We start from the raw sequence: 18,895 nt of genomic DNA, 5'->3' as shown, positions 1-18,895 counted from the left end.
CGATGCGCGCTGCTGTCTTTCCGTCAGGCCTGCCGCGCCGACTGCTGCTGACCCGTCGTGACGTCCTGTCCGCCGGCCTGGCCGCGCTGGCGGCGCCTGCACTGGCCCGGGCGGCGGGTCCGGTTGCCGTGCTCGCCGGTGCCGCGTTCGGCACCGGCTGGCGGGTGACGCTGCCCGCCGGGCGGCACGTCGACGTGCATCGCGGGGCAATCGAGGCGTTGCTCGCCAGCCTCGACGCCGCGCTGTCGCCGTGGCGGCCGGACAGCGCCGTGTCCCGGTTCAACGCCGCCGCGGCTGGGGGACGACCGGTGCCGCAATCGACCCTGCGCGTCACCCGGGCCGCGCTGGACATCGCGCGGGCCAGCGCCGGGTGCTTTGATCCAACCGTAGGTCCGCTGGTTGCGCGCTGGGGGTTCGGGCCGATCGCCGGCGATGCGGCGGCGCGCTGGACCGGGGTCCGTGTGGACGGCGGTCATCTGGTCAAGGAAGACGACGGGCTGACCCTGGACCTGTGCGGCATCGGCAAGGGTCATGCGCTGGATCGGATGGCAGAGTTGCTGGTCGAGAGGGGCGAGGCCGATTTCCTCGTCGATCTGGGCGGCGAGCTGCTCGCCCGCGGTCGGCACCCCTCCGGCCGCAACTGGACCGTTGCGGTCGAGGATCCCCGTGCGGACCGGCCGGACGGGATGGCCGCGGCGGTGCTGCGCCTCAACGGCGAGGCGGTGGCGACGTCGGGCACCCGGCGTCAGGGCTATGACCTGGGCGGACGGCGGATCAGCCATATCATCGACCCCCGGCGTCGGGCGCCGCGTCAGGGGCGGCTGGAACAGGTCTCGGTTGTCGCTGCAGATGCGATGACGGCGGATGGCTGGGCAACCGCGCTGATGGCCGCCGGCGCGACCGAAGGTCCGGCGCTGGCTCGCCGCGCCGGGATCAATGCGCTGTTCGTGCTTGCCGACGAGCCGGCGCCGGTGATGACGGGCAGCTTTGCCGCCAGGCTGGTCTGAGGAGGCGGTCATGGAGATGCTGGTTGTCCTTTCGATCCTGATCCTTGCGATGCTGGGCCTGGGCCTCGGTACGCTGCTTGGCCGACCGCTGCGCAGCGGCTGCGGCGGCGGGGAATGCAGCGGGGGCAGTTGCGCCGCCTGCCCGCGCAGGGCCGCCGGGCAGGAGGGGGAGCGATGACCGCCAGTCCCCGCGTCGCTTCGCTGCTGCATGGCCCGGTCACACCGCTGGCCGAATCCGACAGCATCCGCGCGGCTGCGGAACGTCTGGTGGCGTATCGCGCCGCGGCGCTGCCGGTGGCGGATGCGGCGGGAGGGCTGGTCGGCGTGCTGTCGCAGAAGGACTGTTTCGGACCGGCGCTGACCGCGAGCTACCACCAGGAATGGCGGGGAACCGTGGCCGACCACATGGCGCGCGAGGTGATCACCATCGATGCCGAGACCGAGATCGTCGCCGCGGCCCGGATATTCCAGTCCCAGCCCCATCGCACCCTGCCGGTTATGCGCGGAGACGCGCTGGTCGGAATGCTGCGACGCTCGGATGTCCTGCGCGCGTTGCTGGCGATGACCTCGGGGCGGTGGCAGTAACGGACGGCGGACAATCCTGCCGGAGCGGACCGCGCCGTGCGCAGCGAAGGGGTGGCAGGGATGATCGACAGGCTGGCGCGTGAATCTGCGGACGGCCCGGCGGGCAGCGCCGGCGAGGTGTTTTCCGTGTTCCTACGGCTGGGGCTTACCTCGTTCGGTGGACCGATCGCCCATCTCGGCTATTTCCGTGACGAACTGGTGACTCGCCGCCGCTGGCTCGGCGATCCGGCCTATGCCGATCTCGTCGCGCTCTGCCAGTTCCTGCCTGGCCCGGCCTCCAGCCAGGTTGGGTTCGCGCTGGGGATGATGCGGGCCGGGTGGCTCGGCGCGCTGGCGGCCTTTGCGGCCTTTACCCTGCCTTCTGCGCTGATCCTTGTGGGCGTCGCCTACAGCGCCGCACGGATCACCGGACCGCTGGGCAGCGGCGTGCTGCATGGGCTGAAGATCGTGGCAGTGGCGATCGTCGCGCAGGCCGTCTGGGGCATGGCCCGCAACCTCTGCCCGGATCGCAAGCGGGCCAGCATCGCCGTCACCGCCGCCGCCGTGCTGGCCTTCGTACCGGGGGCGTTCGGCATGGTGGGCGCGATCCTCATGGGGGCGCTGGCGGGGCTGTTGCTGGTGCCCGCCGGCGGCCCGCCCGCCGGCGGGCACGTGGCCATGCCGGTGTCGCGCCGGGTGGCCGCTGCAGCGCTGGGATCGTTCGTCGTCCTGCTGTTCGGCCTGCCGCTGGTGGCCGGACAGGCACAGTGGCTTGCGGTCGTCGACAGCTTCTATCGTGCCGGTGCGCTGGTCTTCGGGGGCGGGCATGTCGTCCTGCCGCTGCTGGAGGCCGAGGTCGTCCAATCCGGCTGGGTGACCCGCGACGCCTTCCTCGCCGGCTACGGCGCGGCGCAGGCCGTGCCCGGGCCGCTGTTCACCTTTGCCGCCTATCTCGGGGCCCTGCTTGGCGCGGAACCCAACGAGTTGATTGGCGCCGCCCTCTCCCTGTCTGCCCTGTTCCTGCCGGGATTCCTGCTGCTGGTCGGTGCATTGCCCCTGTGGGATCGGTTTCGGACGCTGGCCCCGGCCCGGTCGATGATGCAGGGCGCGAACGCAGCCGTCGTCGGGATCCTTGCCGCCGCGCTTTACTCCCCGGTTTTCGTCAGCGCCGTCGGCGACATGCGTGACTTCACGCTGGCGCTCGCCTGTTTCGTCGCCCTGACACTGTGGAACTCCCCGCCCTGGCGGGTCGTGGTGCTGGCCGTGGCGGGCGGTGTCCTGCTGGTGCTGACCGCCTGACCGACCTAGACTGCCCGGGTTGTCCGTCGGCCGCGGCGATCGCGCGGCCGGTGCCCCGGACCATCCCTCCTGACGGAGACGCGTGTGCCACAGAGACTGCATCGAACCCCGTCCACCACCCCGCCGGGGATCGTCCATCTCGGCCTCGGCGCCTTCTTTCGTGCCCACGGCGCGCTGTACCTGGCCGAGGCGATGCAACTGTCCGGCACCGACGCGTGGGGCGTCACCGGCGTGTCGCTGCAGTCGCCGGGCACGCGAGACCGGCTGCAGCCGCAGGGCTGGGCCTATACCGCGGTCGAGCTGGGCCCTGATGGCGAGCGGGCGCAGCTGGTGACCGTCCTGCGTGACGTGCTGGTGGCGCCCGAAGATCCGCAGGCGGTGCTGGAGGCGATGGCCGCGCCGACGACACGGATCGTCAGCCTGACGATCACGGAAAAAGGCTACCACCACGCCCCCGCGACAGGCCGGCTGAACCGCGACGACCCGGACATCCGGCACGACATGGACAACCTCCTGCCGAAAACGGCGCCGGGTTTCCTGGTCCGGTCAATGCAGATTCGGCGCGATCGCGGGCTGGATCCCTTTACCGTGCTGTGCTGCGACAACCTGCCCCGGAACGGCGCGGTCGTGCGTGGCGTGGTGCTGGAACTGGCCGGGCTGATCGATCCGCGCCTGGCCGACTGGATCGACCGCAACGGCGCCTTCCCGGCGACGATGGTGGATCGCATCGTGCCGGCCACGACCGACGCCGATCTGGACCGGCTGGCGACAGCCACCGGCATTCGCGACGAGGCCGCGGTGTTCCATGAGCCGTTTCGGCAGTGGGTGGTCGAGGATCGGTTCTGCGCCGGCCGGCCGCCGCTGGACCGCGTGGGCGTGCAGATGGTCGGCGACGTCTCACCCTATGAGCACATGAAGCTGCGGATGCTGAACGGGACCCACAGCGCACTGGCGTATCTGGGCTATCTCGCCGGCCACGAGACGATTGCCGACACGATGGCGGATCCCGTCTTCGTCGCGTATGTGCGGCGCCTCTGGGGCGACGAGATCATTCCCGCGCTGACGCCGCCGCCGGGCGAGGACCTGACGGTCTATGCCGATGCGCTGGCCCACCGCTACGCCAATCCCGCCATTCGCCACCGGCTGTGGCAGATCGCGATGGACGGCAGCCAGAAACTGCCACAACGTATCCTGTCCACCATCGCCGAGAACCGGGCAGCCGGGCGGCCCACCGCCGGCCTGTCGATGGTCGTTGCCGGGTGGATGCAGTATGTGTCCGGCACCGACCTGCAGGGCCGTCCGATCGACGTCAGGGACCCGCTGGCCGCGCGTCTTGCCGAATCGTGGCGCAACGGCGACCCGGCCGCGACGGTGCGCGAATTCCTCGCCCTGTCAGAGGTGTTCCCGCCCGAACTGCGGCACGATGCAGCCTTTGCGGCCGAGCTGACCGTCTCGCTAGCGGGGCTGCTCCGGGACGGCGCCCGCGCCAGCGTCGCAAGGCTCGGTCATTAGGCGGCCGCAATCCCGCCGCGCGACCGCCCGGACAGGCCATGGTCGGGATGCCGCAGGGCAGTTTCGACCCCGCGCAGTTCGGCGAGGCCCTTCAGCCGGCCGATCGCGGGATAGCCGGGCTGCCCGTGCCGCGTCAGGTCGTCCAGGATGTCCTGACCGTGATCGGGGCGCATCGGGATGTCGGCGTCGTCGCGACCAGAGGCACGACGCCTAGCCTCCTGCCGCAGCACCGCGGCGATCAGCGCGACCATGTCCGTGCCTCCCGCCAGATGCTCGTCCTCGAAGAACGAGTTCATCAGCGCCGTACCCTCCAGCCGCACATTCCGCAGATGCAGGAAGTGCACCCGGTCCCCCAGCCGGTCCATCATCCCTGGCAGGTCGTTGTCGGGCCGCGCCCCCAGCGATCCGGAACACAGCGTGATGCCGTTCGCCGGCAGGTCGACGGCGGCCATCCGCTCGGCATAGTCCGCCTCGGTCGACATGATCCGCGCCAGCCCCAGCAGTGGAAACGGCGGATCGTCCGGATGGCAGCACAGGCGCAGGCCGAGATCCTGGGCAACCGGGGCGACTTCGGCGAGGAAATCGTGGAAATGCTGGCGCAGCCGGGCCGAGTCGAGCGGCGCATAGGTCTGCAGCAGGTCCCGCACGTCCTGCAGGGTGAACCGCTCCGCCGCGCCGGGCAGGCCGCAGACGACATTGTCGGCCAGCTGCCGCTTGCGATCTTCTGTCATGGCGGCAAAGCGGCGCGCCGCCTCGTCCCGGACCTCTTCGGGAAAATCGTCGGCAGCGCCGGGTCGGGCCAGGATATGGATGTCGAAGGCCGCGAAGTCGGGCAGGTCGAACCGCATGCAGGTCGCGCCGGTCGGGCGGCGCCATGCCAGATCGGTACGCGTCCAGTCCAGCACCGGCATGAAGTTGTAGCAGATCACCTCGATGCCCGCCCGCCGCAGGGCCTGCATCGAGCTCTTGTAATTGGCGATGTGCTCGCGCCAGTCGCCGGTCTGCGTCTTGATTGCCTCGCTGACCGGCAGGCTTTCGACCACCTCCCACCTCAGGCCCGAGGGGCTGCCGTCCCGCATCCGGCCGATCTCGGCTTGCCGCGCGGCGATCTCGTCGTCAGTCCATGTGGCACCGGTGGGCACGTGGTGAAGGGCGCTGACCACGCCCTGCACCCCTGCCTGCAGCATGTCGTCCGTCGAAACCAGGTCATGGGGACCGAACCACCGCCAGGTGTGACGCATCGAAACTCTCCTTCAGGCCAGATCGTCGGACCAGAGCATGTCGGGGCCCACGTCGCGAATGTCGTTGATGCCGCACAGCGCCATGGTCAGGTCCATCTCGCGGCGGATGATGTCGATGGCCGTCTCGACACCCTTCTGCCCCATGGCACCCAGGCCATAGGTGTAGGCGCGCCCGATGAACACGCCCGCGGCACCCCGTGCGATCGCCTTCAGCGCCTCCTGCCCGGACTGGATGCCCCCGTCGAGATAGACCGGCATTCGGCCATCCACCGCCCGCAGGATGGAGGGCAGCGCCCGGATCGTTGAGGCCGCGCCGTCCAGCTGGCGTCCGCCGTGATTGGAAACGAGCAGCGAATCGGCCCCGGTGTCCAGCGCTCGGCGCGCATCCTCGGGGTCGTTGATGCCCTTCAGGATCACCTTTCCGCCCCAGCGGCGGACGATGTCCTCGACCCGCGCCCAGTCGAGCCGGGGGTCGAACTGGCGCGACGTCCAGTCCATCAGGTCGCCCAGGCTGTCCACCCCCCGGGCATGGCCGACGATGTTGCCGAAGCTGCGCCGGCGGGTGCGCAGCATCCCGAATGCCCAGCGGGGGTGTAGCGCGATGTCGATCAGGTTCGGCAGGGTCAGCCGCGGCGGCGCGGTCATCCGGTTCTTCAGATCCTTGTGGCGCTGCCCCTGGATGGTCAGGTCCAGCGTCAGCACCAGCACGCTGACCCCGGCGCGGCGGGCGCGGTCCAGGATGTCGTCCAGGAAATCCTCGTCGCGCAGCGTGTAGAGCTGAAACCAGAACGGCGCGCCGGTCGCCTCGGCAATGTCTTCCAGCGAGGCCATCGACATCGTCGACATCGTGTAGGGCACGCCGCGTGCGCGGGCCGCCCGGGCGGCATGGATCTCGCCGTCGGGATGCTGCATCCCCAGCAGGCCGACCGGGGCCAGCGCGACCGGCATCGACACCGGCTGGTCCATCATCGTGGTCGACAGGCTGCGGGTCGAGATGTCGCGGGCGACCCGCTGGCGAAAGCGGATGTCGCGGAAATCGGCACGGTTCTCGGCATAGGTCTGGCCGGTCCAGGCGCCCACGTCGACATAGTCGTAGAACATCCGCGGCACCCGCGCCTGATGCAGGCGGCGCAGGTCCTCGATCTCGGTGAAGACCGCCGGCATCAGGTGAAATCAAGCTGGACCTTGACCGCGCGGCTGCGGTCGCTGGCCAGATCGAAGGCGCGCACCGCATCCGCCGCCGGCAGGACGTCGGTCACCATCGGCGACAGGTCGATCCGGCCGGATCCGATCAGGGCCACCGCCTCGGCGTATTCACGGTCGAATCGATGCGTGCCGACCATCCGTATTTCCTTCGACACGATCAGGTTCAGCGGCAGCGGCACGGTGCCGGCCACGCCGATCTGGACCAGCGTGCCCTGGGGCCGCAGGACCGTGATCGCCTGGGCGATGGCCTGCGGATTGGCCGAGCATTCCAGCACCACGTCGAACCGCCCCTTGCCGCCCTGCCAGTCTGCCAGACCATCGGGCGCGGTGGCGACGTTGATGGCGTGATCCGCGCCCATGCGGCGGGAGATGGCCAGGGTGAAGTCCTGGACGTCCGTCGCCACGATCTCGGCGGCGCCGCGCAGCCGGGCCAGGGCGACGCAGATCGCCCCGATCGGCCCGGCGCCGGTGACCAGCACCCGGGCGCCGGCGAGATCGGGCGCGTGGCTCAGCGCGTGCAGGCAGACGGCCAGCGGCTCGGCCCCGGCCGCGGCGGCGGCGGTGGCGCCATGGGGTAGCGGAATGCACTGCGCCGCCGGATGGGCGATGCGGCTGCGGAACAGCCCCTGTTCGTGGGGGACGCGCATCGCGCTGCCGTTGAAGCGCATGTTCAGGCAGTGACGCTCCATTCCCTGCCGGCAGAACGCGCATTCCGCGCAGGGCCGCGACGGCGACAGGGCGACGAGCTGGCCTTGTGTCAGACCCGATCCCTCGGGCGCCTGTTCGACCATGCCGGCGGCCTCATGCCCCAGGATGATCGGCTCGCGCACGCGGATCGGCCCGAAGCCGCCGTCGTGATAGTAATGCAGGTCGGATCCGCAGATGCCGCCCCGCAGCACCCGCACCACGACATCGCCGCGGTCGGGCTGGACGGCCGGCGCGTCTTCGATGCGCAGGTCGTGGGCGGCGTGCAGGCGGCAGGCAAGGTCGGTCATGAGGGTCAATCCATCAACGAGGGCAGCCAGGTCGAGATCGCGGGGATGTAGGACACCAGCAGCAGGACGATGAAGTTGGTCACCAGATAGGGGACCAGCGCCCGGATCACCGGCCCCAGCGGCAGCCGGGCAATATTGGCGCAGACGAACAGGCAGACCCCGACCGGCGGCGTGGTCAGGCCGATCATCAGGTTCAGCACCGCGAACACCGCGAAGTGCAGCGGGTCGATCCCCACGCCCTGCGCCAGTGTCAGCAGCGGCACGAACAGGATGATCAGCGCGGCGATCGTTTCCATGAACATGCCGACGAACAGCAGCACGATGTTGATCAGCAGGATCACCAGGAACTTGTTGTCGGTCACCGACAGCACGGCGCCGGCGATCATCTGCGGGATCTGCTCGCTGACCAGGATCCATCCGAACACGTTGGCGGTGCCGACCAGGAACAGGATCGCGGCCGAGGACACGGCGCTGTCGGTGATGATCTTGGGCACGCGCGCCAGCGGCAGTTCGCGATAGACGAAGGCGCCCACGATGACCGCGTAGACCGAGGCGACGACCGCGGTTTCGGTCGGGGTCACGTAGCCGGTCAGCATGCCGCCGACGATCAGCGCCGTCATCGCCAGCGCCCAGAACGCGCCGATGAACGAGCGGCCAAGCTCTGCCCAGCCCTGCCACGCCTGGCGCGGAAAGTTGCGGCGGACCGAAATGATGTAGGTGGTGACCATCATCGCCACACCCAGCAGGATGCCGGGCAGGGCACCGGCGATGAACATCTTGCCCACCGAAATGCCGGACAGGGAGCCGACGATGATCATCGGCACCGAGGGCGGAATGATGGGCCCCACGGTGGACGACGCGGCGGTGACGGCGGCCGAGAAATCGGCCGGGTAGCCCGCGCGCTTCATGCCGGGGATCATCATCCCGCCGATGGACGCGGCGTCGGCGACCGCGGTGCCGGAGATGCCGCCGAACAACATGGAGGATGCGACGTTGGTCAGGCCCAGCCCGCCGCGCATCCACCCCACCATCGCCTGGGCAAAGCGGATGATGCGTTCGGTGATGCCGCCGCCATTCATCAGGTTGCCGGCCAGGATGAAGCCGGGGATGCACAGCAGGACGAAGACGTCGATGCCGGCATAGATCTTCTGCGGGATAACGACCAGCGGCAGACCCGCCGAGACGATGTAGGCGAGGGACGACACCCCCAGCGTCACCGCAACCGGCAGTCCGATGACCAGCCCGGCCAGGAACGTCAGGGCGAGGATCGCAAGGCTCATTCGATTTCTCCCGGCGCGTGTTCAGGCAGGCCGTCCGTCGTACCGCGCAGCATCCCCGCGACGCGGATCGCCGCGGCCAGCGCCAGCGCCGCCAGCATCAGCAGCACCGCGGCGTGGATCCAGCTCATCTTCAGGCCCAGTGCGGGCGAGCCCTGCATCGCGCCGATCGCGGTGAACCGCCACGCCGGCCAGATCAGCACGAGGCAGAAGCCCAGCGTGATCAGGGCCGAGACCAGCCGCAGCATCCAGGGCGACCGCCCCGGCAGCGACTCGCTGACCAGATCGACATTCACCAGGTCGCCTGTCGACAATGACAGGGCGGTGCCGAATGCGGCGAGGTACAGCAGCGCGAAACGGGTCAGTTCCTCGGTCCACACCGGGGACGACCCGAGGAAGGTTCGCGCGAACACCTGCAGCAGCACCGCAGCCATCAGCACGGCAAACGACAACCCGGTGGCGACGCGCAGCAGGGCGCGGATCAGGGCGGCGGCTCGGTCCATCGGTGCTTTCCTCGGGTGTGTCGGAAAGGGGGCGCCGCGGATGGCGCGCCCCCAAGGCGGCCGGTCAGTCCTGGGCCGCGAACAGCTCTTCGACCGTCGGCTTGATGTCGGCCGAGACGTTGTTCAGCACGGCGTCGCGCGCGGCGGCGGCAAACGCGGCCTTGTCGCTGTCGACGAAGGTCATGCCGCCATCCTTCAGGGTCTGTTCCAGGCTCTGCTCATCGGCCAGGAACAGCTCGCGCTCGTATTCCTGGGCGCGGCGCGCGGCCTCCATCACGGCCTCCTTGTCCTCGTCCGACAGCTTGTTCCACGCCATCTCGGAGATCGTCAGGTAGATCCACGACCGGACGTGCTCGGTCCGGTTCACGAAGTCCTGCACCTCGTTGAACTTGGCGGATTCGATCAGCGCCAGCGGGTTCTCCTGGGCGTCGATCGTGCCGTTCTGCAGCGACGTGAATACCTCGCTGAACGCCATCGGGGTGGGGGCGGCGCCCATCGCTTCCCACGTCTTGAGGAACAGCGGAACGTTGGGAACCCGCAGCTTCAGCCCGTTCAGATCGTCGGGGGTCATGATCTCGCGGTTGGACGTCAGGTTGCGGGGACCGCGGGCGAAATAGGCGATCGGCCGGATCTGCGCCTTGGCGATGATCTCTTCCTCGATCTCGTCCCCGATCGGCCCCGACGCGACCTCGTCCATCTTTTCAAGCGACGGATAGGCATAGGGAACCGCCAGCAGCGCGGCCTTCGGCGCCCAGTTCTGCAGGCTCTCGCCGGTGATCGTCATGTCGGCGGTGCCAAGCTGCATGCCGTTGATCAGGTCCAGTTCCTTGCCGAGCGATTCGTTCGGGAACACCTGAACCTCGATGCGGCCGTCGGTCAGGGCAGCCAGCTCTTCGCCGAATTTCACGGCAGCCTTGTGCCAGCTGTTCTGCTCATTGGCCAGGTGGCCCAGCTTCAGCGTCGTCTCGGCGGCCGCGGCGGGCAGGGCGAGCTGCAGCGACAGCAGCCCGGCGGACAGCGCGGTAAAGGTACGACGGGTCAGATTCATGGTCGGGTCCTCCTTGGATGTCACTCGGTGAAATAGTCGGGGTGGGCGGCCGTGATCTCGGGCAGGTCGGCCAGCAACTGGCGCAGATGGGTACGCATGGCGGCCGTGGCCGGTTCGACCTGGCCGGCGGCAATCGCGTCGACGATGCGGGCGTGCTGGTCGACCAGCCGCCTCAGGTCGGACTGCCGCGCGGTGATGTGGCGGACACGGTTCATGTGCGATTTCAGATCCTCGAGAATCGTCCAGACCTCGGCCTGTCCCGCCAGTTCCGCCAAGGCGCGGTGGAACGCGTCGTCGAGGTCGACGAACCGATGTGCATCCCCGTCCTGCGCCGCTTTGGCCTGATCCTGCAGGGCGGCGCGCACCCGTTCAATGGCGGCTGCGGGCTGCGGGTCCGACGCGAGCAGGGCCACGACATCTGCCTCGATCGCCTCACGCACGAAGCGAGCCGACAGCACCGCCCGGGCCGAGATCATGGTCACGTAGGTTCCGCGCTGCGGGCGGACATCGGCCAGCCCCTCTGCGGCCAGGCGAATGAACGCCTCGCGGACCGGCTGGCGGCTGGTGCCCGCCCTGGCGGCCACGTCGACTTCGGACATGCGGGTCCCGGGCCGCAGCATCCCCCGCAGGATCTGCTGGCGCAGCATGTCGCAGATCTGCGCTGCGCCGGGCGCAAAGCCGGTCAGAGTATGGAATGCGTTCATCCGAATCTCCCCGGGGATCTGATTAACGCGGTCTTCCATACTAGTCTACATTCCTGTGCCCGGGCCGTGAGGGCTCGACTGGCAACGTGGGCGCCGCCTTTTCTTCGGTGCCAGACTGCCGTAATTGCCGTACCTGCTTTGTTCTTATAGGCGACTGAATGAACCTGTCCCTGCGGATTGATGACGCGCATCGCGGGTTCGGACCGTGCAATGACGGGCCCGTGCCGATCGTCGCAGGATTCGAATGTGGCCGGCTGCACTGGAACGGGCACGACCTGCTGCACTCGACGGATCATCTGCCACCGACGGGCATGGGCCACCATTACGCCACGGCAATGGGGCAGGGGATTGCCGGCGCCCGCGACGGCCTGTCCTGGCGGCATGACATCGTTGCGCGGGTGCAGGCGGTCCCTGCCGGGTTGCCGGTGATGTGGGATTTCTGTCATTTCGACCTGCCGCCGCGTGCGGCGGCTCATGCGATTGCCTGCGCCGTGGCGTTGCCGCCGGGTGCCTGGGCCATCGCGGTGAACGAACCCTCGGTCGGCCGGCGGGTGTCGGGGATCACGCCGTCTCGTGCGATCGACGTGGCCCGGCGCATGATGACCAGCGTGGCGATGCTGCCCGACCGGCCCCGCTTTGCCACCAGCGATCCGTTCCATCATCTGGCCCCGTCGGCGTTCCGGGCCACGGACGCGCTGGTCGCGACCGGGCTGATCGAGATGGTCGGGGTGAACTATTATCCCCATCATGCTGTCGAGCCACTGCACCGGGTGCTGCGTGCCGTGGCCGACCGCTATCAGTTGCCCGTGATGATCACCGAGACCGGTTGGCACCAGGGGCTGCCCGCGGCGCATCGGCGTTTCCCGCATGTGGCGGACCGGTGGGCGTGGTTGCAGCACGTCAGGGACGAGATCGCCCTGTCGGGGGTGCCGGTCCGGGGGATCTGCTGGTATCCTTGGCTGGACATGCCGGACTGGGACCATCCGGGTCGCGCGCCCTGGCCGTGCGGATGGCCCGGGCAGCAGCGCTAGGGCACCTTATCACGCACGCGTTAACTTTTTGGTTTCATCAGATGGAACCTTGTGCCATTATCTGGAACAAGGAGGAATCATCAATGCGTATATCTTTGCCTGCCGCCATCCTTGCCGGATCGGTCTTTGCCGTGACGTCGGCGTCTGCCGCCACGACGCTGATCTATGGCGAGGCCGGTCCGAACCGCGGCGTTCGCGCCGAAGCCACGCAGTGGTTCGTCGACGAGGTCGGCGAACTGTCGAACGGCGACCTGAACATCGACGTCCAGTGGGGCGGCGCCCTGTTCTCCGAAAAGGCGGCGGTCCAGTCGCTGCGCGACGGCGTCGCCGACCTGGGCAGCGTCATCGGCGTCTATTTCCCGCAGGACATGATCGCCTATGGCCTGGCCGACCTGCCGATCCCCAACGCCGATCCCTGGGTTGGCATGAAGGCGATCGACGAGATCATGCGCACCAATGAAAAGGTCCGGCAGAACCTCGCCGACCAGGGGCTGGTCTATATCGGCACCTACACCACCTCGGCGGTGCAGGTCGGCTGCAAGGGCAAGACGATCGAGACCCTGGACGACCTGAACGGGCTGAAGATCCGCGGCGTCGGCGCCTATGGCAAGGTGTTCAACGACCTCGGCGCCACGCCCGTCGACATGTCGGTGTACGAGGCCTATCAAGGTCTGGAAACCGGCCTGATCGACTGCACCCAGACCTATCCCTATCTGGTCAAGGCGCTGAAGTTCGACGAGGTGTTCGACAGCTACACCGAACTGAACTGGGGTCAGATCGGCGCGCTCGGCGTGCTGATGAACAAGGCCAGCTTCGACGCGCTGTCGCCCGAACAGCAGCAGACCCTGCTGACCGCGGGCGAGGGGCTTGCCGACGAATTCGGCCGGATCCTCGGCGAGGCGAATGCCGAATCCGTGCAGATCCTGAAGGACAAGGGCACCCCGGTGCTGGCCCTGTCCGATGCCGACCGCCAGAAGCTGATCGAGGCGGGGCAGCCCTATATCGACGAATGGGTGCAGCGCGCCGACGCCGCCGGTCTGGAAGGGCAGGCCCTGGTCGACGAGTACAAGGCGCTGCTGACCAAATACGCCGAACAGCGCGACCAGCAGGGCTATCCGTGGGACAAGGCCGACTGAGGTCCGACGCCTGACGTGCTGTGCCCCTGCGCAAGGGGGCACCCGGTCGCCGGACGCACGGCACGAAACCTGCACGGCGGGGCATGACACCCCGCCGCGACACCCGCCAGGGCGCCGCGCGCGCCCCGGCCTGCACGGATCATGACGGCATGATCCCGGGGGAGGAGCAGCCATGAAGACCATCGAACGCGTCATGCTGGAACTGGCGGTGGTGTCGACCATCGCGCTGACGCTCGCGATCACCGCCAGCGTGATCGGGCGACAGCTGTTCGGCTGGTCCCTGCCGGACATCGTCATCATCGTGCGCGAGCTGATGATCCCGACCATCATGCTGCCGCTGGCGGCCGCGACCGCGAACCGGGCCCATATCGCCGTCACCTTCGTGACCGACAGGATGTCGCCGGGGCTGCGCGGGGCGCTGATCGTGATGGGCTGGATCGTCGCGCTGATCGCGGTCATGCCGCTGATGTACGCAAGCTGGCGTGATCTCTCGTCCACCTGGATCTCGGGCGAATTCTACGACGGCCAGCTTGGCCTGCCGCGCTGGCCCATGCGGGCGGTGTTTCTCATCGGCCTGATCTTCATGACGATCCGCCTGGCCATGCTGGCCGTCCAGGACCTTGCCGAGCTGCGCCGCACCGGTGCCGTCCGCAACGAGAGCCACGTCGAAGAGGAGGCGCTCTGACATGGATGCGGCCACGATCGGTATCATCGCCTTTTCACTCGTCATCCTGCTGCTGGCCCTGCGCGTTCCGATCGCGTTCGTGCTGGCCGGGGTCGCGACGGTCGGCACCTTCTTCGTCTATGCGCTGCGCAGCGGCAGCTTTGCGCCGGAACGCGCCATCATCCCCACCACCTCGATGGTGATGAACAGCTTCTTCGAGCTGATCCACAGCTACGACCTGTCGATGATCCCGCTGTTCGTGGCCCTGGGCAACATCGCCTATCACGCCGGGCTGACCACCCGCATCTACGACGCGGCGAATGTCTGGCTGCGGCAGGTGCCGGGGGGCGTCGGCATGGCGTCGATCATGGGATGCGCCGGGTTCTCGGCGATCTCGGGCTCGTCGATCGCCTGCGCCTCGACCATGGGCCGCATCTGCGTGCCCGAAATGCTGCGGCTCGGCTACAACCCGCGTCTGGCGACGTCGTCGGTCGCCGTGGGCGGCACGCTGGGGTCGCTGATCCCGCCATCGGTCCTGTTCATCCTGTACGGCATCTTCACCGAGACCTCGATCAGCAAGCTGTTCCTGGCCGGCATCCTGCCGGGCCTGTTGAGCCTTGCCGCCTACATCCTGGTGGTCTGGTGGTGGGTCAGGCGCGACCCGGCCGCGGCACCGATCGACCCGCGGCCGCTGGAAAAGGGGGCCCGCCTGCACGCGGCGCTGGCGTCCTGGCCGGCACTGGCCCTGTTCGCGGTCATCATCGGCGGCATCTATGGCGGCTGGTTCACCGCGACGGAGGCCGCGGCGATCAGCGTGGTGCTGACCGTGCTGATCGGCTTTGCCCAGCGCACCCTGACGGCCGGCAAGGTCTGGTCCGCGATCCGCGAAAGCCTGGTGCAGACCGCGGCCATCTTCCTGATCGCCGCCTGCGCCAAGATCTTCGTGTCCTTCGTCGCGCTGACCGGGTCGGCGGGTGCGGTGTCGCAATGGGTCGCGGATGCGGGTCTGCCGCCCCTGATGCTGATGCTCGCCATCTCGGTGCTGTACATCTTCCTGGGCATGTTCCTGGACCCGATCGGCATCATCGTGCTGACCCTGCCCTTCGTCATTCCCCTGATCGACCACATGGGCATGGACCTGATCTGGTTCGGCGTCATCGTGGTCAAGCTGCTGGAGATCGGGCTCATCACCCCGCCTGTCGGCCTGAACGTCTTCGTCGTCGGCAACGTGACCGGTCGCGGCATCCGGGTGGACGACATCTTCCTGGGGGTGATGCGGTTCCTGACGGTCGAGATCGTGGTGCTGGCGCTGCTGATCCTCATTCCGTCGATCTCGACCTTCCTGCCGAACGGGCTCTAGGCGGATGGGCGACGCAGACGATCCACGCTTCGCCACGACGCTCGCACGCGGATTGTCGGTGCTGCGGTCGTTCCGGACCACCGATGACGGTCTCAGCAATGCCGAACTGGCCGAGCGCACCGGCCTGCCGAAATCGACGGTCTCGCGTCTGACCTGGACATTGCGGCGCCTGGGCTACCTGACCCAGTCCGAGCGTGACGACCGCTTTCGCCCCGGGCCGACCCTGGTGGCGGTTGGCCATGTCGCGGCGGTGTCGCTGTCCTTCATGGAACCTGCACACCGGCTGATGGCGGCCCTGGCGAACGAGACCGGGACGCTGGTGGTCCTGTCCGTCCGCGACGGCGACAAGCTGGTGCTGATCCGCACCTGGCGTCCCACCAACGTGTCGTCGCTGTGGCTGGACGTGGGCTATCGCCTGCCTCTTGCCGGCTATTCCTCGGCCCGGGCCTTCGTCGGCGCGCTCAGCCCCGCCGAGTACGCGGGATTGCAGCGCCAGGTGGATCCCGCTGCCGGGTTCGCCCAGCTGGCCGATCCGGGCGAACGCCTGCAGGCCCGCAACGAGCTGATCGCCCGCGGCTTCGTGCTGACGCCCGGCGGCGAGGATGCACCGGCCAGCTACAACGCCGTATCCGTGCCGATCCGACCCAGCGAACTGAACGAGCCGGTGGTCTTTACCTGCGGTGCACTGCCGACCGAGGCCTCGCTGCAGCGGCTCGAGACCGTCGTCGGACCCCGGCTCCGGGCTGCGGTGACCAGCCTGGAACGGCTGACGGGCCAGCTGGGGAACCAGACAAGGTCGAAGGCGTGATCCCATGGTTGCATTGACCCGCCCCAGCGACGACCCTGTGCCAAGACCGTTCGCACCCTGCGCTCGACGCGACAGCGGCCGCGCCCCATCCCGAGGAAGAGGCCCCTCGACCCCCACACCGGAAAGGATGTCAAAATGACCGACGCCGTCATCGTCTCTACCGCCCGGACGGGCATCGCCAAGGCCGGCCGCGGCAGCCTGAACCTGACGCATGGGGCCACGATGGGCGGCCGTGTCGCGGCCGTGGCGATCGAACGTGCCGGGATTGACCCGGCCCTGATCGAGGATTCGATCTGGGGGTGCGGCTATCCCGAATATGTCACCGGCGGCAACATCGCGCGGCAGATCGTCATCCGGGCCGGACTGCCGGTCAGCATTGCCGGGACCACCGTGAACCGCTTCTGTGCCTCGGGCCTGCAGGCGCTGGCGATGGGTGCGCACATGGTCCAGCAGGAAGGTGCCCAGGCGATCCTGACCGGCGGTCTGGAATCGATCAGCCTGGTCCAGCCGCCCCCCCGCCATTCGCGCGAGGCGTGGATCGAGCAGAACAAGCCCGACCTCTATTTGCCGATGATCGACACGGCCGACATCGTCGCCGAACGCTATGGCATCTCGCGCGAGGCACAGGACGAATACGCCCTGCGGTCCCAGCAGCGCATTGCCGCTGCCCAGCAGGCCGGCAAGTTCGCCGACGAGATCATCCCGATCGAGGTCACCCGGGCGGTGATCGACAAGGCCACCAAGGAAACCACGCACGAACAGGTCGTGTTCGACGGTGACGAATGCAACCGCCCCTCCACCACGCTGGAGGGTCTGGCCGGACTGACCCCCGTCAAGGGCGAGGACAAGTTCATCACCGCCGGCAATGCCAGCCAGCTGTCGGATGGCGCGGCAGCGGTGGTCGTGATGAACGGCGATCTGGCGGCGCAGCAGGGCGTGACCCCGCTTGGCGCCTTCCGCGGGTTTGCAGTTGCCGGATGCGAGCCGGACGAGATGGGGATCGGCCCGGTCTTTGCCGTGCCGCGCCTGCTGGAACGCGCCGGGCTGTCGGTGGACGACATCGACCTGTGGGAACTGAACGAGGCGTTCGCCAGCCAGGTCCTCTACTGCCGGGACAAGCTGGGCATCGACCCCGAGAAGCTGAACGTGAATGGCGGCTCGATCGCCATTGGCCACCCGTTCGGAATGACGGGCGCCCGTATGTCCGGCCACATCCTGCTGGAAGGACGCCGCCGGGGCATCAAGTGGGGCGTCGTGACGATGTGCATCGGCGGCGGCCAGGGTGCCGCCGGGCTGATCGAAATCTTTTGAGGAGCGCCCGACATGGACATGAGCTTTTCACCCGAGGATGAGGCGTTTCGCGCCGAGGTCCGCCAGTTCCTGGCCGACCGCCTGCCGTCCCGCCTGTCCGAAAAGGTCAGGCTGCAGCAGGAACTGACCAAGGCCGAAATCGAGGAATGGCACGCCACGCTGAACGAGCGGGGCTGGCTGGCCGGCAATTGGCCCAAGGAATTCGGGGGCGCGGGCTGGACCGCCATCCAGCGGCACATCTTCGAAGAGGAAAGCGCCCGCGCCTTTGCCCCGCGCGTTCTGCCCTTCGGGATCGCGATGCTGGGCCCGGTGCTGCAGAAATTCGGCAGCAAGGAACAGCAGGACCGGTTCCTGCCGCGCATCCTGAACGGCCAAGACTGGTGGTGCCAGGGCTATTCCGAACCGGGCGCCGGGTCCGATCTGGCCGCGGTCAAGACGACGGCGGTGCGCGACGGCGACCACTACGTCGTCAACGGGCAGAAGACGTGGACGACGCTGGGACAGCATGCGAACTGGATCTTCTGCCTGGTGCGCACCCGCACCGAGGGCAAGCCGCAGGAAGGCATCAGCTTTCTGCTGATCGACATGACCACGCCGGGCATTACCGTGCGCCCGATCGTGCTGCTGGAAGGCACGCCCGAGGTGAACGAGGTATTCTTCGACGACGTCCGCGTCCCGGTCGAGAACCTGGTGGGCGAGGAAAACCAGGGCTGGACCTATGCCAAGTACCTGCTGACCCACGAACGCACCAACATCGCGGGTGTGGGCTTTGCCACCGCCGGGCTTGCGGCGCTGAAGCGGATCGCGCGGGCGCAGGTCGCCAACGGCAAGTCGCTGCTCGACAATCCCCTGTTTGCCGCCAGGGTGGCACAGGTCGAGATCGATCTGATGGCGATGTCCACCACCAACCTGCGGATGCTGGCGCAGGCTGCAGCCGGGCAGGCGCCGGGGGTCGAAAGCTCGATGCTCAAGCTGAAGGGCACCCAGATCCGGCAGGCGATCAACGACCTGACCCGGCGCGCGGTCGGCCCTTGGGCGCTGGCCTTTCCGTCCGAGGCGCTGGAAGGCGCCAATGACGATCGTCCCCCCGGCCCGCCCGAGGCCGCGGCGGCGACCCGCGCCTATCTGAACAACCGCAAGCTGTCGATCTATGGCGGCTCCAGCGAGGTGCAGCGCGGTATCATCGCCAAGCAGATGCTCGGTCTCTGACGCCGGCGGGAAAGGAAGGC

The 18,895-nt window shown here is 68.4% G+C and carries 19 protein-coding genes; 12 read left to right on the top strand and 7 right to left on the bottom strand.

The features are described 5' to 3' along the window. Positions 1-2 precede the first annotated feature (2 nt). The 5 genes from Q0938_RS06630 (at position 3) to Q0938_RS06610 (ending at position 4,382) form a co-directional block, all read left to right on the top strand. Positions 3-1,007, top strand: coding sequence for an FAD:protein FMN transferase (locus Q0938_RS06630; protein ID WP_299360417.1), 1,005 nt, complete (start codon positions 3-5; stop codon positions 1,005-1,007). A gap of 10 nt (positions 1,008-1,017) precedes the next feature. Next, the gene (locus Q0938_RS06625) at positions 1,018-1,185 is read left to right on the top strand and encodes a hypothetical protein (RefSeq protein WP_299360416.1); all 168 of its coding nucleotides are present in this window, start codon (positions 1,018-1,020) and stop codon (positions 1,183-1,185) included. Further along, positions 1,182-1,592, top strand: a complete 411-nt coding sequence (locus Q0938_RS06620; RefSeq protein ID WP_299360414.1) for a CBS domain-containing protein — start codon at positions 1,182-1,184, stop codon at positions 1,590-1,592. The genes Q0938_RS06625 and Q0938_RS06620 overlap by 4 nt, the downstream gene beginning before the upstream one ends. Positions 1,593-1,652: 60 nt before the next feature. Further along, entirely contained in the window at positions 1,653-2,870 is a 1,218-nt protein-coding gene (gene chrA, locus Q0938_RS06615) for a chromate efflux transporter (RefSeq protein ID WP_299360413.1), read from the top strand. Positions 2,871-2,954: 84 nt separating this feature from the next. Then, positions 2,955-4,382 (top strand): mannitol dehydrogenase family protein, encoded by a 1,428-nt coding sequence (locus tag Q0938_RS06610; RefSeq protein ID WP_299360411.1) that lies wholly within the window; start codon positions 2,955-2,957, stop codon positions 4,380-4,382. On the opposite strand, the gene uxuA is transcribed toward Q0938_RS06610, so the two are convergent. The 7 genes from uxuA to Q0938_RS06575 form a co-directional block, all read right to left on the bottom strand. Then, positions 4,379-5,623, bottom strand: a complete 1,245-nt coding sequence (uxuA, locus tag Q0938_RS06605) for a mannonate dehydratase (RefSeq protein ID WP_299360409.1) — start codon at positions 5,621-5,623, stop codon at positions 4,379-4,381. The two genes, Q0938_RS06610 and uxuA, sit on opposite strands and share 4 nt — an antisense overlap. Before the next feature lie 12 nt (positions 5,624-5,635). Next, positions 5,636-6,787 (bottom strand): alpha-hydroxy acid oxidase, encoded by a 1,152-nt coding sequence (locus Q0938_RS06600; protein ID WP_299360407.1) that lies wholly within the window; start codon positions 6,785-6,787, stop codon positions 5,636-5,638. After that, on the bottom strand, positions 6,787-7,824 hold the full coding sequence (locus Q0938_RS06595; RefSeq protein ID WP_299360405.1) for an L-idonate 5-dehydrogenase: 1,038 nt from the start codon (positions 7,822-7,824) through the stop codon (positions 6,787-6,789). The genes Q0938_RS06600 and Q0938_RS06595 overlap by 1 nt, the downstream gene beginning before the upstream one ends. A gap of 5 nt (positions 7,825-7,829) precedes the next feature. Continuing rightward, on the bottom strand, positions 7,830-9,104 hold the full coding sequence (locus tag Q0938_RS06590; protein WP_299360404.1) for a TRAP transporter large permease: 1,275 nt from the start codon (positions 9,102-9,104) through the stop codon (positions 7,830-7,832). Continuing rightward, positions 9,101-9,604: a TRAP transporter small permease gene (locus Q0938_RS06585; protein ID WP_299360402.1), complete on the bottom strand. Its 504-nt coding sequence runs from the start codon at positions 9,602-9,604 to the stop codon at positions 9,101-9,103. Before Q0938_RS06585 ends, Q0938_RS06590 begins: the two co-directional genes overlap by 4 nt. A gap of 64 nt (positions 9,605-9,668) precedes the next feature. Then, entirely contained in the window at positions 9,669-10,652 is a 984-nt protein-coding gene (locus tag Q0938_RS06580; RefSeq protein WP_299360401.1) for a TRAP transporter substrate-binding protein, read from the bottom strand. Positions 10,653-10,672: 20 nt separating this feature from the next. Continuing rightward, positions 10,673-11,356: a GntR family transcriptional regulator gene (locus Q0938_RS06575; RefSeq protein ID WP_299360400.1), complete on the bottom strand. Its 684-nt coding sequence runs from the start codon at positions 11,354-11,356 to the stop codon at positions 10,673-10,675. Between the two features lie 158 nt (positions 11,357-11,514). Between Q0938_RS06575 and Q0938_RS06570 the strand changes: the two genes are divergently transcribed. The 7 genes from Q0938_RS06570 to Q0938_RS06540 all read left to right on the top strand — a co-directional run bounded on the left by Q0938_RS06570 (position 11,515) and on the right by Q0938_RS06540 (position 18,875). Then, positions 11,515-12,387: a hypothetical protein gene (locus Q0938_RS06570; RefSeq protein ID WP_299360397.1), complete on the top strand. Its 873-nt coding sequence runs from the start codon at positions 11,515-11,517 to the stop codon at positions 12,385-12,387. An 83-nt stretch (positions 12,388-12,470) separates the two neighbouring features. Then, the gene (locus tag Q0938_RS06565) at positions 12,471-13,523 is read left to right on the top strand and encodes a C4-dicarboxylate TRAP transporter substrate-binding protein (protein WP_299360395.1); all 1,053 of its coding nucleotides are present in this window, start codon (positions 12,471-12,473) and stop codon (positions 13,521-13,523) included. A gap of 172 nt (positions 13,524-13,695) precedes the next feature. Beyond that, positions 13,696-14,208 (top strand): TRAP transporter small permease, encoded by a 513-nt coding sequence (locus tag Q0938_RS06560; RefSeq protein ID WP_299360393.1) that lies wholly within the window; start codon positions 13,696-13,698, stop codon positions 14,206-14,208. Between the two features lies 1 nt (position 14,209). Beyond that, positions 14,210-15,547 (top strand): TRAP transporter large permease, encoded by a 1,338-nt coding sequence (locus tag Q0938_RS06555; protein WP_299360391.1) that lies wholly within the window; start codon positions 14,210-14,212, stop codon positions 15,545-15,547. 4 nt (positions 15,548-15,551) lie between these two features. Further along, positions 15,552-16,355, top strand: coding sequence for an IclR family transcriptional regulator (locus Q0938_RS06550; RefSeq protein WP_299360390.1), 804 nt, complete (start codon positions 15,552-15,554; stop codon positions 16,353-16,355). A 135-nt stretch (positions 16,356-16,490) separates the two neighbouring features. Next, positions 16,491-17,666 carry an acetyl-CoA C-acyltransferase gene (locus Q0938_RS06545; RefSeq protein ID WP_299360389.1) on the top strand — a complete coding sequence of 392 codons (1,176 nt, stop codon included), beginning with the start codon at positions 16,491-16,493 and terminating at the stop codon, positions 17,664-17,666. Between the two features lie 12 nt (positions 17,667-17,678). Continuing rightward, positions 17,679-18,875, top strand: a complete 1,197-nt coding sequence (locus tag Q0938_RS06540) for an acyl-CoA dehydrogenase family protein (RefSeq protein ID WP_299360388.1) — start codon at positions 17,679-17,681, stop codon at positions 18,873-18,875. Positions 18,876-18,895: the final 20 nt, after the last annotated feature.

Source organism: uncultured Paracoccus sp., from assembly GCF_947496875.1.
In the GTDB taxonomy this organism is placed as follows: Bacteria; Pseudomonadota; Alphaproteobacteria; order Rhodobacterales; family Rhodobacteraceae; genus Paracoccus.
The sequence above is the reverse complement of the archived record's forward strand: the minus strand, read 5'-3'. Positions and strand labels throughout refer to the sequence as shown.

Coding starts and splice junctions, on each gene's coding strand:
- Q0938_RS06630 (WP_299360417.1), top strand. CDS start 3: ATGCGCGCTGCTGTCTTTCCGTCAGGCCTGCCGCGCCGACTGCTGCTG.
- Q0938_RS06625 (WP_299360416.1), top strand. CDS start 1,018: ATGGAGATGCTGGTTGTCCTTTCGATCCTGATCCTTGCGATGCTGGGC.
- Q0938_RS06620 (WP_299360414.1), top strand. CDS start 1,182: ATGACCGCCAGTCCCCGCGTCGCTTCGCTGCTGCATGGCCCGGTCACA.
- chrA (WP_299360413.1), top strand. CDS start 1,653: ATGATCGACAGGCTGGCGCGTGAATCTGCGGACGGCCCGGCGGGCAGC.
- uxuA (WP_299360409.1), bottom strand. CDS start 5,623: ATGCGTCACACCTGGCGGTGGTTCGGTCCCCATGACCTGGTTTCGACG.
- Q0938_RS06600 (WP_299360407.1), bottom strand. CDS start 6,787: ATGCCGGCGGTCTTCACCGAGATCGAGGACCTGCGCCGCCTGCATCAG.
- Q0938_RS06595 (WP_299360405.1), bottom strand. CDS start 7,824: ATGACCGACCTTGCCTGCCGCCTGCACGCCGCCCACGACCTGCGCATC.
- Q0938_RS06590 (WP_299360404.1), bottom strand. CDS start 9,104: ATGAGCCTTGCGATCCTCGCCCTGACGTTCCTGGCCGGGCTGGTCATC.
- Q0938_RS06585 (WP_299360402.1), bottom strand. CDS start 9,604: ATGGACCGAGCCGCCGCCCTGATCCGCGCCCTGCTGCGCGTCGCCACC.
- Q0938_RS06580 (WP_299360401.1), bottom strand. CDS start 10,652: ATGAATCTGACCCGTCGTACCTTTACCGCGCTGTCCGCCGGGCTGCTG.
- Q0938_RS06575 (WP_299360400.1), bottom strand. CDS start 11,356: ATGAACGCATTCCATACTCTGACCGGCTTTGCGCCCGGCGCAGCGCAG.
- Q0938_RS06570 (WP_299360397.1), top strand. CDS start 11,515: ATGAACCTGTCCCTGCGGATTGATGACGCGCATCGCGGGTTCGGACCG.
- Q0938_RS06565 (WP_299360395.1), top strand. CDS start 12,471: ATGCGTATATCTTTGCCTGCCGCCATCCTTGCCGGATCGGTCTTTGCC.
- Q0938_RS06560 (WP_299360393.1), top strand. CDS start 13,696: ATGAAGACCATCGAACGCGTCATGCTGGAACTGGCGGTGGTGTCGACC.
- Q0938_RS06555 (WP_299360391.1), top strand. CDS start 14,210: ATGGATGCGGCCACGATCGGTATCATCGCCTTTTCACTCGTCATCCTG.
- Q0938_RS06550 (WP_299360390.1), top strand. CDS start 15,552: ATGGGCGACGCAGACGATCCACGCTTCGCCACGACGCTCGCACGCGGA.
- Q0938_RS06545 (WP_299360389.1), top strand. CDS start 16,491: ATGACCGACGCCGTCATCGTCTCTACCGCCCGGACGGGCATCGCCAAG.
- Q0938_RS06540 (WP_299360388.1), top strand. CDS start 17,679: ATGGACATGAGCTTTTCACCCGAGGATGAGGCGTTTCGCGCCGAGGTC.